We start from the raw sequence: 13,354 nt of genomic DNA on the forward strand, positions 1-13,354 counted from the left end.
TCGGGGTCAGAACGGACAGCTCCCACAGACATGCTAGAGCGCCGTGCGTCCTTTTGGCAATGGTGCGGGTGAGACGCAGGGCGAGGGCGGACCGCAGCCGGATTAGCCTCGGAATCCTTCGCCTATGTGGCCTTTGAATTCACCGGAGCCATTGCGCCGGCGCGTCTGCGATGATCTTGTAGCGTCCTGCAATCGCAACGTTTTCCGGTGATTCCCAATGTTCGATATTCTGTGGCGCGGCCTGGCGATCGGCGCCGGCGCAACCATCCTCATGGACCTCTGGGCGATCCTGCTCACCCAGTTCGGCCAGTCGGCGCCCAACTGGGCACCTGTGGGTCGCTGGTTCTGGCACCTCGGCCGCGGCAAGGTCTTTCACGAGAGCATCGCCGATGCCGAACCCTATGCTCATGAACTGGCGCTCGGCTGGATCAGCCATTACGCCGTCGGCATCCTCTATGGGGTGATCTTTGCCATCATCATGGGCTCGGCCTGGCTGTCGGCACCGACATTTCTTCCCGCCTGGATCTTCGGCATCGTCACCGTCGGGGCAGGGTGGTTCCTGCTGCAGCCAGGCCTCGGCATCGGCTGGGCCGCTTCGAAACATCCGACGCCGAACAAGGTGCGGTGCTTCAACCTGCTGGCTCATACGGTTTTCGCGCTGGGGCTCTACGAGACGGCATTGATCATCGGCTGAGACCAGCCAAAACCCCTCCCCAACCCCTCCCCACAGGGGGGGAGGGGCTAAGATGCCGCATCGCCTCACATAACCTCCAACGTACCAATCGGTAGAACGGTACCAGCCAGGAAGACCTTTCCATTTGGTCACTGCCGGACACCGCAGCTTAGCCCCTCCCCCTTGTGGGGAGGGGTTGGGGAGGGGTCTTGGGCAGCCACGGTGTCTGAACTTCGCCTTACCGCGCCGCCCAGTTGGCGCCGCGGCGGAAGATGGTCTTCATCTGGGGAACGTCGAATTCCTTGGCCTGATGGCCGAGCGAGGAATAGAACACCCGGCCCTTGCCGTATTTCCGCTTCCAGACGACGGGCATGACGACTCCGTCGATCCAGTAGGCGTGTTCGCCGGTGAACTTGGTCGTCGCCAGAACCTCGTTCGAGGGGTCGACATGCATGTAATATTGCTCTGAGGTATAGGGGAAATCGGCAATACCCTCCATGAGCGGATCGTCGGGACGGGTGATGTTGACGGTATAGTCGATGATGTTGCCGGGATGAGCCACCCACTGGCCGCCGATGATGAACTGGTAGTCGACGGAGTCGCGGAAGGCATCGCCCGCGCCGCCGTGATAGCCGGCGATACCGACGCCGCTTTCGATCGCGGTCGCGAGGTTCTTGACCTCTTCCTTCTCGATCTTCGACATCGTCATGATTGGCACGACAAGGCTGAGATCATGGACGGAAGGATCGGCAAGCGCCTCGGTGCCGTGCTCGAGATAGACCTTGAAGCCGTCTTCCTCGAGCATGGTCTTGATGATTTCGGCGCACTCCTGCGGCTCATGCCCGCTCCAGCCGCCCCAGACGATCAGTGCTTCACGCATAGTCTTTCCTCCTGAAACTTATTTCGCCAACCGTCCGTCGACGATGGAATCGGACAGCGGGGCAGGGCGCTCCGTTGCCGTGGTGATCGCGACCGTCCGGCCGGTCGCAGCGGCGGTGTGGAATGCTTCCATGACTTCGAGCACATGCAGCGCCAGGTCGCCATTGGCGCGGTGCGGCCGGTTGGAGCGGATCGCATGCGCCATGTCGGCAACGCCGAGCGAACGGAAGTTGCCCTCGGCATAAGGTGCTGTGATCGGCTGGTCCTCGAACGCGCCGCCCTTCTTGAGATATTCGACGGGGCCGCCGAACTTGTTGGGATCGGGAACAACAAGCGTGCCCTCGGTGCCGTAGACTTCGAGCGGCACATGTTTGTGGCCGGCAACGTCGAAGCTCATGGCGATCTGGACGACGGCGCCGTTGGCAAAGGCCATCATGCCGGTGACATGGGTCGGCACATGCACGGGAATGCGTTCGCCGTTTCGCGGTTCGCTGGTGATCAGCCGTTCCGCGCGCGGCGTCGTCGCAAATCCCGCAACTTGAGAAACCGGTCCAAGAAGATTGACGAGATCGGTGATGTAGTAAGGACCCATATCGAGCATCGGCCCGCCGCCGACCTCGTAATAGAAGGCGGGATTCGGATGCCAGCGCTCATGGCCCGGGCACATGAAAGTTGCCGAGCCGCCGACCGGCTGGCCGATGACGCCTTGGTCGATCAGGGCGCGGGCCGTCTGGTGGCCGCCGCCGAGGAAGGTGTCGGGGGCGGCGCCAATGCGGAGATTTCTCGCCTTGGCGGCCTCCGCCAATTTTTTCCCTTCCGCGAAATTAATCCCGAGCGGCTTTTCCGAATAGGTGTGTTTGCCGGCATCGAGCGCCTGCAGCGCTACGGCAACATGGGCCTTCGGGATCGTCAGATTAACGATGATTTCGACCTTGGGGTCGGCAAAAAGCTCCTCGACCGTCTTGGCCGGAACGTTGAATTCCGCAGCCTTTGCTTCCGCCAGCTCCCGGTTTAGATCGGCGACGCCGCGGATATCGAGGATGGGAAAGGATGCCATCGCCGTGAGATAGGCGCCTGAAATATTGCCGCATCCAATGATGCCGATACCGACCTTGTCCATGAATTCCTCCACTGATCGTGCCATTGATGGTGCCGTTGATCTTGATTGGGGCGCCCGTCAGAGCGCTGGCCCCGTCGTGCTCCAGGGCGATTCGTAAAGCTCGTAGAGCGCCACAGCCGCCGCACCCTGCGCCCAGAAATCGTCGGTCGAATCGTCGAAGACGAGTTCGCTCACCCCGCGCAGCGATGGCGGAATGGCGAGCGCATAGGCATCGCGCAGGCTGTTGAGAAAGGGTTCGCCGAGCGCCAGGCTCGATCCGACCAGGATGACCCGCGGCGGCGCGAACAGTGTGACGATATTGGCAATGGTCAAACCCACCGCTTCGCCGGCGCGGATGGCGGCACTGATCAGCCGGTCGTCATCGGCCTTGATCAGCGCCTGGGCATGGTTCATGCCACGGCCGAGACGGATCGCTTCGGCAAAACGCCCGTCGGCCTGCTGTTCGCCGAGGATCGCGCTTTCGCCGGCCTGGCTGAAAAGCCGGACGATGCCGTTCGGCCCCATGCCGAGCACGAGGTCGCCGAGATTGTGGCTGAGGCCGCCGGCGCCGCGAAACAGGCTGTTGCCGTGCAGAACGCCGAGCCCCAGTGTCTGCTCCAGCGAAATCAGCACCATATCTTCGAGATCGCGGGCCTTTCCAAACCAGTGATGGCCAAGCGTGATGGCGTGGGCGTCGCTTTCGACAATGGTCGGCGTGGCCAGCCGCGTCGACATCTCGGCGGCGAAATTGACATTGGTGTCGCGAAAGATCGGGCTGCTTCTGATATAGCCGGTGCGGTGCTCGATGACGCCGGGAAAGCCGAGGCAGACGCTGTCGACATCCTCCAGCGAAAGTCCGGCATCGACGACGCAGCGCCTGACCCCGTCCTCGACCAGATCGGCGATGACGCCGATCGGCTGCCGGTCGATGCGGATCGGCAAAGCGAGCTTCGACAGCACGTCGCCGCGGAAATTGGTGACGACGAAGACCATCCTGTTGGCGGCGATCTTGGCGCCGACCACGCGGGCGGCATCGGGATTGAGCTCCAGCATGACCCGCGGCCGTCCGCGCACGGCCTCGTTGCGGATATCGCCTTCGTGACGCGGCAGGATCAGCCCGTCGTCGAGCAATGAGGCGGTGATCGCCGAAACGGTCGTGGTCGAGAGTTCGGTACGCTCGCTGATCTCTATCCGCGAGATCGGGCCATGGCGCCTGATAGTATCGAGCACGTTCAAGCGATTGATCGCGCGCATTAATTCGGGATCTGCGGTCTTCATGGGAACTAGCCAGGCGAGCGTTTCGTTGGGGCGGAACCCAAATATTTTAAACGGGTTACGAAATAAATAGCAGGGAATTCAGCGGTCCTGTCAAGCGCATTTGATAAAAATAGAGGCATTGGGTTGACAATATGCCAAAGCTCCGTTGAATTAATCCGCATAGGGGAAAAATTGTGAGGATAGCCCCCTGGGAGGAAAAATCATGACTTTTAGGTTCAAGAGCACTGCTCTTCGCGGCAGGCGTATCGCATCCATGGCCGCGGCTGCCGGCATGTTGCTGGCCGGAGCAGGTGCTGCTTCGGCGGCGACGGTCGTCAAATGGCTGCATCTCGAGCTCGACCCGAAATACGTCGCGGCCTGGGAAGACATCGTCAAGAAATACGAAGCCCAGCATCCCGACGTCGATATCCAGATGCAGTTTCTCGAAAACGAGGCTTTCAAGGCCAAGATTCCGACATTGCTGCAATCCGACGACGTGCCGGATTTCTTTTACAGCTGGGGCGGCGGCGTCTTGAAGCAGCAGTCCGAGACCGGCGCGCTCCAGGATGTGACGCCGGCGCTCGATGCCGATGGCGGCAAACTGCGCGGCGCCTATAGCCCGGCTTCGGTCAGCGGCCTGACATTCGAGGGCAAGACCTGGGCTATTCCCTATAAGGTCGGTCTGGTCAGCTTTTTCTACAACAAGGAACTCTTTGCCAAGGCCGGCGTGAAGGCCGAGGACATCAAGAACTGGGCTGATTTTCTGGGTACCGTGAAGAAGATCAAGGCGGCAGGCATCGTGCCGATCGCCGGCGGCGGCGGTGAGAAATGGCCGATCCACTTCTACTGGAGCTATCTCGTCATGCGCGAAGGCGGCCAGAAGGTCTTCGAAGCGGCAAAGACCGGCCAGGGCGAAGGTTTCCTCGATCCCGCGATCATCAAGGCCGGCGACGATCTCGCCGAACTCGGCAAGCTCGAACCGTTCCAGCCCGGCTATCTCGGCTCGACCTGGCCGCAGGCGCTCGGCGTTTTCGGCGACGGCAAGGCTGCAATCATCCTCGGCTTTGAAAACACCGAGGCCAACCAGCGCAAGAATGCCGGTGACGGCAAGGGTCTCGCACCCGAAAATATCGGCCGTTTCGCCTTCCCGGCGGTTGATGGCGGCGCCGGCAAGCCGACCGATACGCTCGGCGGTCTGAACGGCTGGGCCGTTACCAAGAAGGCATCCAAGGAAGCGCTCGATTTCCTCGCTTTTCTGACGAGTGCGGACAATGAGCGGGCGATGGCCAAATCAGGCATGCTTCTGCCCGTTGCCGTCGGCGCCGGCGATGGCGTCACCAATCCGCTGCTTGCCGAATCGGCAAAACAGCTGGCCGCTTCGACCTGGCATCAGAACTATTTCGACCAGGATCTTGGCGCTGCGGTCGGCCGTGTCGTCAACGACGTGTCGGTGGAAATCGTCTCGGGGCAGATGAACTCCAAGGACGGCGCCCAGATGATCCAGGACGCTTTCGAACTGGAACAATAACCAGCGCCTGCAGACCCATCCTGGCGCTCCAGTGAAGAGCGGGAGCGCCAGCATTGCTGCCGACGAGATGCGAAAGCAGGACCCATGGCCAATATTTCAGTCCCATCGATCACCACGGCCGCGAGGCCGGCAAAGAGAGCCGCAAACAGCAAGAGTTCGGTCGCACACGACCGGCTGACAGTGCTGTTGATCTTCCTGCCGCCGGCGCTGCTGCTTTTCACGCTCTTCGTCATCATGCCGATGGGCGAGGCGGCTTGGTACAGCCTCTACAAGTGGAACGGCTACGGCACACCGACCGAGTTCATCGCACTGCGCAATTTCCAGGTTCTGTTCCGAAATGCGGCCTTCACGCAGGCGCTGGTCAATAACGGCCTGATCATCGTCATCTCGATCTGCATCCAGGTGCCGCTCGCCATCTGGCTGGCGACCATGCTGGCGCATCGGATTCCCGGCGTCGTCGGCTTCCGCCTGATCTTCTTCCTGCCCTATGTGCTGGCGGACGTTGCCGCGGGCCTCATCTGGCGCTTCGTCTATGATGGCGACTATGGCCTGTTTGCCGCCGTTTCCAATTTCTTCGGATTCGCCAACCCTTACGTGCTCGCCGACAAGGACGTGGCGATCTATGCCGTGCTTGGCGTCATCGTCTGGAAATATTTCGGCTTCCACATGATGCTGTTCATCGCCGGCCTGCAATCCGTCGACAAGAGCGTGCTGGAGGCCGCCGAAATCGATGGCGCCACCGGCTGGCAGAAGTTCCGTTACGTGACGCTGCCGCTGCTCGGCTCGACCTTGCGTCTTTCCATCTTCTTTGCCGTCGTCGGCTCGCTGCAGCTCTTCGACATGATCATGCCGCTGACCGGCGGCGGGCCGTCCAACTCCACCCAGACGATGGTCACCTTCCTCTACACCTACGGCGTCATGCGCATGCAGGTCGGCCTCGGCAGCGCCGTCGGCGTGGTGCTCTTCATCATCTGCGTGACGCTCGCCTTCGGTTACAAAAGGATATTCATGCGCCATGACTGATATGAGCTCTTCCATCCGCATGAGCACATCAACACGCGTCTATCTCTACGTGTCGCTGAGCCTGATTGCCGCGATCGTGCTCGTGCCGCTGCTGACGACGGCGCTCGGCGGCTTCAAGACGCTGGGCGACCTGCGCACCAATCCCTTCGGCCTGCCGACGGAGTGGCAATGGGCGAACTATACCGATATTCTTTTCGGTGAACGCTACTGGCTGCAGATCGGCAATTCGCTGGTGATCGCGTCGCTCACCGTTCTCCTGACGCTGATCGTCTCGTCGATGGCGGCTTTCGCCTTTGCCCATGTCCGGTTTTTCGGATCGTCGTTCCTGCTCAATTATTTCCTGCTCGGCCTGATGTTTCCGGCGGCAACTGCGATCCTGCCGCTCTTCATCCGCATCCGCGATCTCGGCCTGCTCGATACTTATTGGGGTGTGGTACTGCCGCAGGTGGCTTTCGGTCTCGGCATGAGCATCCTGCTGTTTCGAAACTATTTCCGCAACCTTCCGGAAGAATTGTTTCAGGCGGCTTTCGTCGATGGCTGCGGCTATCTCCGCTTCTTCTGGCATATCTCGCTGCCGCTTTCGCGCCCGATCGTCGCCACCGTCAGCATCATTTCCTTCGTCGGCAGCTGGAACAGCTACATCCTGCCGCTGATCATGCTGAACTCGGAATCGAAATATCCCTGGCCGCTCGGCATCATGGTCTATCGCGGCGAGTACGGCACGGAGTGGCAGCTGGTGCTGGCCTTCATTACCCTGACCATCCTTCCCACCATCATCGTCTTTTTCGTCGCCCAGAGACACATCATCGCCGGCCTGACCGCCGGCGCCGTGAAGTCCTGAGCCGAACCGTTGGAGTACAATCATGGCATCCGTTGAACTCACCGATATCAGCAAGACCTATGGCGCCGTCGATGTCATCCACGGCATCTCGCTTCATATTGAGGATGGCGAATTCGTTGCCCTCGTCGGGCCGTCGGGTTGCGGAAAATCGACGCTGCTCAGAATGATCGCCGGTCTCGAGGAGATCACCGATGGTGAGATCGCCATCGGCGGCAAGGTCGTCAACGCCATGACTCCGCGCGAACGCAACATCGCCATGGTCTTCCAATCCTACGCGCTTTACCCGCACATGACCGTCGCTGAAAACATGGGTTTCAATCTGAAGCTCGCCGGCGTTGCCAAACCCCAGATCGAGGCCCGGGTGGCCGAAGCCGCCCGCATGCTGGATCTCGCGAACCTCCTCGACCGCAAGCCGGCCCAGCTTTCCGGCGGCCAGCGCCAGCGCGTCGCCATGGGCCGCGCCGTGGTGCGCAACCCCGCCGTCTTCCTGTTCGACGAGCCGCTTTCCAACCTCGACGCGAAACTCCGCGTGCAGATGCGCTCTGAAATCAAGACGCTGCACCAGAAGGTCAGGACGACCTCGATCTATGTCACCCACGACCAGATCGAAGCGATGACGCTTGCCGACCGCATCGTCGTGCTCAATCAGGGCAGGGTGGAACAGCAGGGCACGCCGCTCGAACTCTACAGAAAACCGGCCAATCTCTTCGTCGCCGCCTTCATCGGATCGCCGGCGATGAATATGCTCGAAGGCACGGTCGACGGCGAAAACGGTGAACCCGCCGCCCGCCTCGGGGACGGCACGGCGATCCGCATCGCGCCCGACCGCAAGGTCAAGGCCGGCCAGGCCGTCACCATCGGCCTGCGCCCCGAACATCTCATTCCAGGCGTTGCCGCCGGCACGCCGCTCGCCGGCCGGACGATGCTGGTGGAACCGACAGGCGCCCAGACCCATGTCGTCTTCGATCTCGCCGGACAGCAGGTGACCGCCATCGTCGACGGCGAATACCCCGCCCGTTACGGCGCCGTCTTCGAGGCAAGCATCACCAGCGATCAGGTCCACGTTTTCGACCGCGGTACTGGTGTGGCGTTGTAGGCGCAAGAATGGGGCATGCGAATCCTCGGCCCCGGAGATCGCCGATAACAGCCCCTCCAACTCCGAAAATCTTCGGCTCATTGCATGCATCAGCGACGATCGGAGTGGTTCGAGATCGTCAGCATGAATCGTGGCGGCCGAAAATTGCTTGAGTGATCCGGCGATTTCGGCGTTAGGCGGTCCTAAGGTATACGTTCCGTATGGAAGAAGAGACTTCATTGGACGGCGGCGGGCGTACCCGAGTTTCGCGACGCGGCAGCGTGGTCTTTCGCGCATCAGGTCCATGGTCTCATACGGTCATCAGTCTTCTGCAGCATCTTGAGCGCTCCGGTTTTTCTGAAGCACCGCGCGTGATAGGCCGCGGCTTCGACGAGCAAGGACGCGAAACTTTATCATTTATTGAGGGTGAAGTTCTTCATCCCGGGCCTTGGGCCGACGACGCACTTCCCCGGTTGGGGCATATGCTCAGACGACTGCACGACGCCACCAGTTCATTTTCAGTTCCGAAGGATGCTGTTTGGCGACCGTGGTTTGGCCGCACCGTCGGTCGTGGTCCACTGGTCATTGGTCACTGCGACACTGGACCTTGGAACATAATATCCCGTGCGGGCCTGCCGATTGCTTTGATTGATTGGGAAGTTGCCGGTCCAGTGCGCCAGGATATCGAACTGGTGCAGGCATGCTGGTTAAACGCGCAGCTCTATGATGATGACATCGCGGAAAAGGTGGGCCTCGGCTCGGCAACAGCGAGGGCACGACAAGTCCGCATGCTGCTTGACGGATATGGCCTGGCACGGAATGCTCGCAGCGGGTTCATCGATCAGTTGATCGAATTCGCAGTGCTGGATGCAGCTGCACAGGCAGTCGAATCCAGCGTCACCGCGGAAAGTAAGGACTCTGAGCCACTCTGGGCAATAACATGGAGAACAAAGAGTGCGGCCTGGATACTCCGCAATCGCCGCATGTTGGAGACCGTTCTTGTTTGACGACACGCCCCCGCCGTCGGAGTTCCTAGTCAGGATTGCGCAATTGCCGTGATTATAGTGAGATGCGGAGAGCTTATCCCGTTAGGCGAAAGCGCGACAACAGGGTCGCATGCAATGGCACCGAAACGAAGGATGACTTTGGAACTGGACGCTGAAACGATTTCGCGGCTCATCCAGCACATTGAGCCCGATCTCACCGTCAGCGGTTTCTCCCGGCTGGAGGGCGGTAGCACCGAGGTCTACAAGATCGATCTTGCGAATTCTGATTATGGGTCGCTGGTTCTCAAGATTTATCCGGACGAGCCCGAGTGGGGACCCTCGAAGGAGGCGCTCGTAGCGGGCTGGCTCAAAGATTTGACGCTGCCGGTTCCCACCTGGCTGTGCGTCGATGAATCACGGTCCTTTCTGCCGTTACGCTATTCCTTGTTGACATACCTGCCTGGCCGCTCGCTTCGTCACTGGATGGCCGAGCCTGATATCAAAAGCGTCTATCGCCAGATGGGGGAGCTTCTGAGACGCATTCATGCGGTGCCGATGCCTGCGTATGGCTACGTGCATGGCCACGGCATCAACAAACCGGTACCCACGAACGCAGATTACATGACGGCAGCGTTTGACGATGTATTTCGGCGGTTTCGCGACCTTGGCGGCGATCCCGAGCTGGCAGGTCGTCTGCAACAATTTGCCGAGGGCAGCTTCGATATTTTCGACGCAAGCGACGGTGCGGTTCTCGCCCACGACGATCTTCATCAAGGCAATGTGTTGGCGGTGCGTGGTAAGGCTGGCGGACTTGAATTGAGTGGGCTTGTCGATTTTGGCAACGCACGCGCTGCCGATAAGCTCTTCGACTTGGCCAAGGCCCTTTTCTGCTCTGCACATGAAGACCCGCGCAGCTATCAGCCCATTTTGGAAGGTTATGGCTCGGTCGATCACCCGGACACCGAAAGGGCGCTTCGGCTCTACACTCTTTTCCATCGGGTCAGCATGTGGTGCTGGCTCACGAAGATTGGCGTAGACGCTGCAGCCGAGGACGGCCCCGGCGGAATTATCCGCGATTTGAGCGAAATGGTGATCTAGCAAGGCAAGTCCGAAGGAGGCCGCCGATGTCGAAAGTATTCGGGGTTTAAAACGGCCGGAACTTCACGGCTGCGGACCCAGCCAACAGTCTCTGCGAGATTCGGCCACCGCTTAGCCGGCAGTTGAAGCGGAAGTTATGGGCAGACGATTGAGAGGCGTGATCGGTCCATTCTTCTGGGCTGGCAAACCACGCCCACGAACACCAGAACTGGACCCGCTCCGGGAGGCTGGACGATCAAAACATGAAAACCTAAAAAGAGATAAAGCTCAAACCCGCCTCTTGAAGAAGGAGAAAAAATGAAACGCATCGAGATGGAGGTGAGCGGCGGCTGCCAGTGCGGTGCCGTGCGCTACCACGCAACCGCTATGCATGACAATTCGCATCTCTGCCATTGCCGCATGTGCCAGAAAGCTTCGGGCAACGTCTTTGCCGCGCTCGTCGCCGCGCCCGATGATGCGCTTAGCTGGACACGCGGCAAGCCGAGCGTCTGGAAGAGCTCGGAGCTTGTCGAGCGCGGCTTCTGCGCCAACTGCGGCACGCCATTGTTCTTCCACCACCTCGAAAACGGTCGCACCAACCTGATGATCGGTTCGCTTGACGATCCGCACGCCTTCTCGCCGCTTGCCAATACCTGTACCGAGAACATGGTTGGATGGTTTGATACGATCACGGGCATAGAAAATACCGGTGCGACCGAAAACAACGGCGCCGGCTGGGCCGCGGCGATCAAGGAGAGCAACAACCAGCACCCCGATCACGATACCGCCTCATGGGCGGTGAAGGGGCGTGATGGCTGAGTCCTAATCCGGCGGTTGCCAGTGCGGCGCTGTCCGTTGCCGCTTTTCTGAAAAGCCGTCGTGCCCGAAACCAGCGACAGCAACGGCCCACTTTCAAGAGGTGCACGGACAGCCGCCGGGCAGCCCGGCGGCCTGCAGCCGCGCTGTACTATTCCGCCGCAATCCGTGTGACTCCGTTTGCCTGGACGATCTTTTCCAATAGCGCGAGCTCTTCCTGGGTAAGATCCGTCAGAGGTGGGCGCACGGGGCCGGGATTCTGCCCGAGGACGCGAAGGCCGGCCTTGATGATGGAGACGGCATATCCCTTCTTGCGGTTGCGCAAGGCGACGAAGGGGAAGAAGAAGCCCTTCAAGATCTCGTCGACAGTCGCCTGATCGCCGGTGCGCAAGGCGCCGTAAAAGCGCTGGGCAAGCGCGGGCACGAAGTTGAAAACGGCCGATGAATAGGTCGTCACGCCTGCGGCGAAATAGGCCTGGGCATAAACCTCGTGGGTCGGCATGCCGCCGACATAGACGAGACGGTCGCCAAGCAGGGTGGTGATCTCGATCACCTTGTCGACATCGCCGACGCCGTCCTTGAAGCCGATCAGGTTCGGGCATTCCTCCGCCAGGCGCGCGATGCTGTCGGCGGTCAGAATGGCGTTGTCGCGATTATAGACGATGACGCCGATGCCGACCGATTGGCAGACCGCCTTGACGTGGGCGATGAGACCCGCCTGTTCGGCAAACATCAGATAGGGCGGCAGCAGCAGCAGTCCGTCCGCACCGGCCTTCTCGGCCGCGACTGCGATCTCGATGGCGAGCGACGTGCCGTAGCCGGTTCCCGAAATGATCGGCGTCTTGCCCGCCGACGCTTTGGCGGCCCGGATCACCTGCGGAATTTCGGCCGGATTAAGCGAGAAAAACTCACCGGTGCCGCCGGCGGCAAACAGCGCAGCCGCGTCATAACCGGAAAGCCACTCGACATGACGGCGGTACTTGGCTTCGTCGAATTTGAGGTGATCGTCGAAATGGGTCACCGGAAACGACAGGAGGCCACTACCGACGGCCTTCTTCAATTCAATCGGGTTCATCATGAAGTCCTATTTCTTAGGTGTTGAAAACCGGCTCACTCGCTCTCGAGCACTTGCAGAAGTGCGGCGATATAGCCGTAGCAGAAGGCAAATGCGGTGGCGGTTGGATCCTTGCCGCTGACGGTCGGCACATGGTCGGGCATCAGCATGTATTTGAAGCCCACCTCCTTGTAGATCCTGGCCGAGCGGACCATGTCCATGTCGCCTTCTTCAGGGAAGGTCTCCATGAAGGACAGCTTGCCGCCGCGAATGTTGCGGAAGTGAACATTGAAGATCTTGTCGCGCTGGCCGAACCAGCGGATGACATCGTCGATTTCCTTGCCGGGCTTTTCCAGCATCTCGCCGATCGAACCCTGGCAGAAATTGAGGCCATGATACGGGTTTTCGCGCATCAGCACGAATTTCTTCAGGCCTTCCACCGTACCCAGCACCCGCGTGACGCCGCGATAGCCCGGCGGCGTATAGGGATCGTGCGGATGGCAGGCGAGCCGGACGCGGTTGCTTGCAGCGACAGGAACGACGCGTTCCAGGAAATAGTCGATCCGCTCCCAGTTTTCGTCTTCCGAAAGCACGCCGGCAAGGCCGGGCTCGGCCTGCTGGTCCGTCTTGTCCCAGCGGAAGCTGGCATTCATCGACCCGCCGCGTCCCGGTTCATCCGGCGTGCGGGGAATGCCGATCAGGTTGAGATTGTACTTCACCGCAGGAATGCCGGCGGCCGCGACATTCTCGATCAGCTTGCAGACGGCGTCGATCTGCCGGTCACGCTCGGGGCCGGCAAGCAGGATGTCGGGATAGGACGCCTTCTCGATCGGCTGCGAGGGCAGTGGCAACTGGATCATGTCGAGGATCAGGTCGAAGCTTTCGACCTTGTCGCGATGACGTTCGAGATCGGAGAGCGTCCAGCTGCTCGGCTTCCCCGGCGGGTCGGCGTTGATATGCTTCACGCCCAGTTGCGCGAAAATACGATAATCGTCGTCGTCCCGCGCGGCGACCTGTGTTCCGAGATACATTTGAGTCTCTTTCGA

General features: G+C 60.4%; 13 protein-coding genes. 8 read left to right on the forward strand and 5 right to left on the reverse strand.

Annotated elements, in window-relative coordinates:
• Positions 1 to 217: 217 nt before the first annotated feature.
• The gene (locus GFM02_RS15220) at positions 218 to 694 is read left to right on the forward strand and encodes a DUF2938 domain-containing protein (RefSeq protein ID WP_168322055.1); all 477 of its coding nucleotides are present in this window, start codon (positions 218 to 220) and stop codon (positions 692 to 694) included.
• 217 nt (positions 695 to 911) lie between these two features.
• Here the strand turns inward: GFM02_RS15220 and GFM02_RS15225 are convergent, their stop codons facing one another.
• Genes GFM02_RS15225 through GFM02_RS15235 form a run of 3 tightly spaced genes read right to left on the reverse strand, consistent with a single transcriptional unit; the run spans position 912 to position 3,929 of the window.
• Entirely contained in the window at positions 912 to 1,553 is a 642-nt protein-coding gene (locus tag GFM02_RS15225; protein WP_003539493.1) for a ThuA domain-containing protein, read from the reverse strand.
• An 18-nt stretch (positions 1,554 to 1,571) separates the two neighbouring features.
• Complete coding sequence (locus tag GFM02_RS15230; RefSeq protein WP_168322056.1) at positions 1,572 to 2,672, reverse strand: Gfo/Idh/MocA family protein; 1,101 nt, start codon at positions 2,670 to 2,672, stop codon at positions 1,572 to 1,574.
• Between the two features lie 57 nt (positions 2,673 to 2,729).
• Positions 2,730 to 3,929, reverse strand: coding sequence for an ROK family transcriptional regulator (locus GFM02_RS15235; protein WP_131666023.1), 1,200 nt, complete (start codon positions 3,927 to 3,929; stop codon positions 2,730 to 2,732).
• A 202-nt stretch (positions 3,930 to 4,131) separates the two neighbouring features.
• Between GFM02_RS15235 and GFM02_RS15240 the strand changes: the two genes are divergently transcribed.
• The 7 genes from GFM02_RS15240 to GFM02_RS15270 all read left to right on the forward strand — a co-directional run bounded on the left by GFM02_RS15240 (position 4,132) and on the right by GFM02_RS15270 (position 11,257).
• Positions 4,132 to 5,436, forward strand: coding sequence for an ABC transporter substrate-binding protein (locus GFM02_RS15240; protein WP_168322057.1), 1,305 nt, complete (start codon positions 4,132 to 4,134; stop codon positions 5,434 to 5,436).
• 84 nt (positions 5,437 to 5,520) lie between these two features.
• Positions 5,521 to 6,459 carry a carbohydrate ABC transporter permease gene (locus tag GFM02_RS15245; protein WP_168322058.1) on the forward strand — a complete coding sequence of 313 codons (939 nt, stop codon included), beginning with the start codon at positions 5,521 to 5,523 and terminating at the stop codon, positions 6,457 to 6,459.
• Positions 6,452 to 7,300, forward strand: coding sequence for a carbohydrate ABC transporter permease (locus GFM02_RS15250; RefSeq protein WP_003539503.1), 849 nt, complete (start codon positions 6,452 to 6,454; stop codon positions 7,298 to 7,300). The genes GFM02_RS15245 and GFM02_RS15250 overlap by 8 nt, the downstream gene beginning before the upstream one ends.
• A 22-nt stretch (positions 7,301 to 7,322) precedes the next feature.
• Positions 7,323 to 8,396 (forward strand): ABC transporter ATP-binding protein, encoded by a 1,074-nt coding sequence (locus GFM02_RS15255; protein ID WP_168322059.1) that lies wholly within the window; start codon positions 7,323 to 7,325, stop codon positions 8,394 to 8,396.
• Between the two features lie 200 nt (positions 8,397 to 8,596).
• Complete coding sequence (locus tag GFM02_RS15260; protein WP_168322060.1) at positions 8,597 to 9,382, forward strand: aminoglycoside phosphotransferase family protein; 786 nt, start codon at positions 8,597 to 8,599, stop codon at positions 9,380 to 9,382.
• A 132-nt stretch (positions 9,383 to 9,514) separates the two neighbouring features.
• Complete coding sequence (locus GFM02_RS15265) at positions 9,515 to 10,459, forward strand: phosphotransferase family protein (RefSeq protein WP_168322061.1); 945 nt, start codon at positions 9,515 to 9,517, stop codon at positions 10,457 to 10,459.
• Positions 10,460 to 10,756: 297 nt separating this feature from the next.
• A complete protein-coding gene (locus GFM02_RS15270) occupies positions 10,757 to 11,257 on the forward strand; it encodes a GFA family protein (RefSeq protein ID WP_168322062.1) in 501 nt (166 codons plus the stop codon).
• Positions 11,258 to 11,405: 148 nt separating this feature from the next.
• On the opposite strand, the gene kdgD is transcribed toward GFM02_RS15270, so the two are convergent.
• Together kdgD and GFM02_RS15280 are read right to left on the reverse strand one after the other, a co-directional pair.
• Positions 11,406 to 12,332 (reverse strand): 5-dehydro-4-deoxyglucarate dehydratase, encoded by a 927-nt coding sequence (gene kdgD / locus GFM02_RS15275; RefSeq protein WP_168322063.1) that lies wholly within the window; start codon positions 12,330 to 12,332, stop codon positions 11,406 to 11,408.
• A 32-nt stretch (positions 12,333 to 12,364) separates the two neighbouring features.
• Positions 12,365 to 13,339 carry a mannonate dehydratase gene (locus tag GFM02_RS15280; RefSeq protein ID WP_168322064.1) on the reverse strand — a complete coding sequence of 325 codons (975 nt, stop codon included), beginning with the start codon at positions 13,337 to 13,339 and terminating at the stop codon, positions 12,365 to 12,367.
• Positions 13,340 to 13,354: the final 15 nt, after the last annotated feature.

It is taken from the genome of Rhizobium leguminosarum bv. viciae (genome assembly GCF_012276115.1).
Classification (GTDB): domain Bacteria; phylum Pseudomonadota; class Alphaproteobacteria; order Rhizobiales; family Rhizobiaceae; genus Rhizobium; species Rhizobium leguminosarum_T.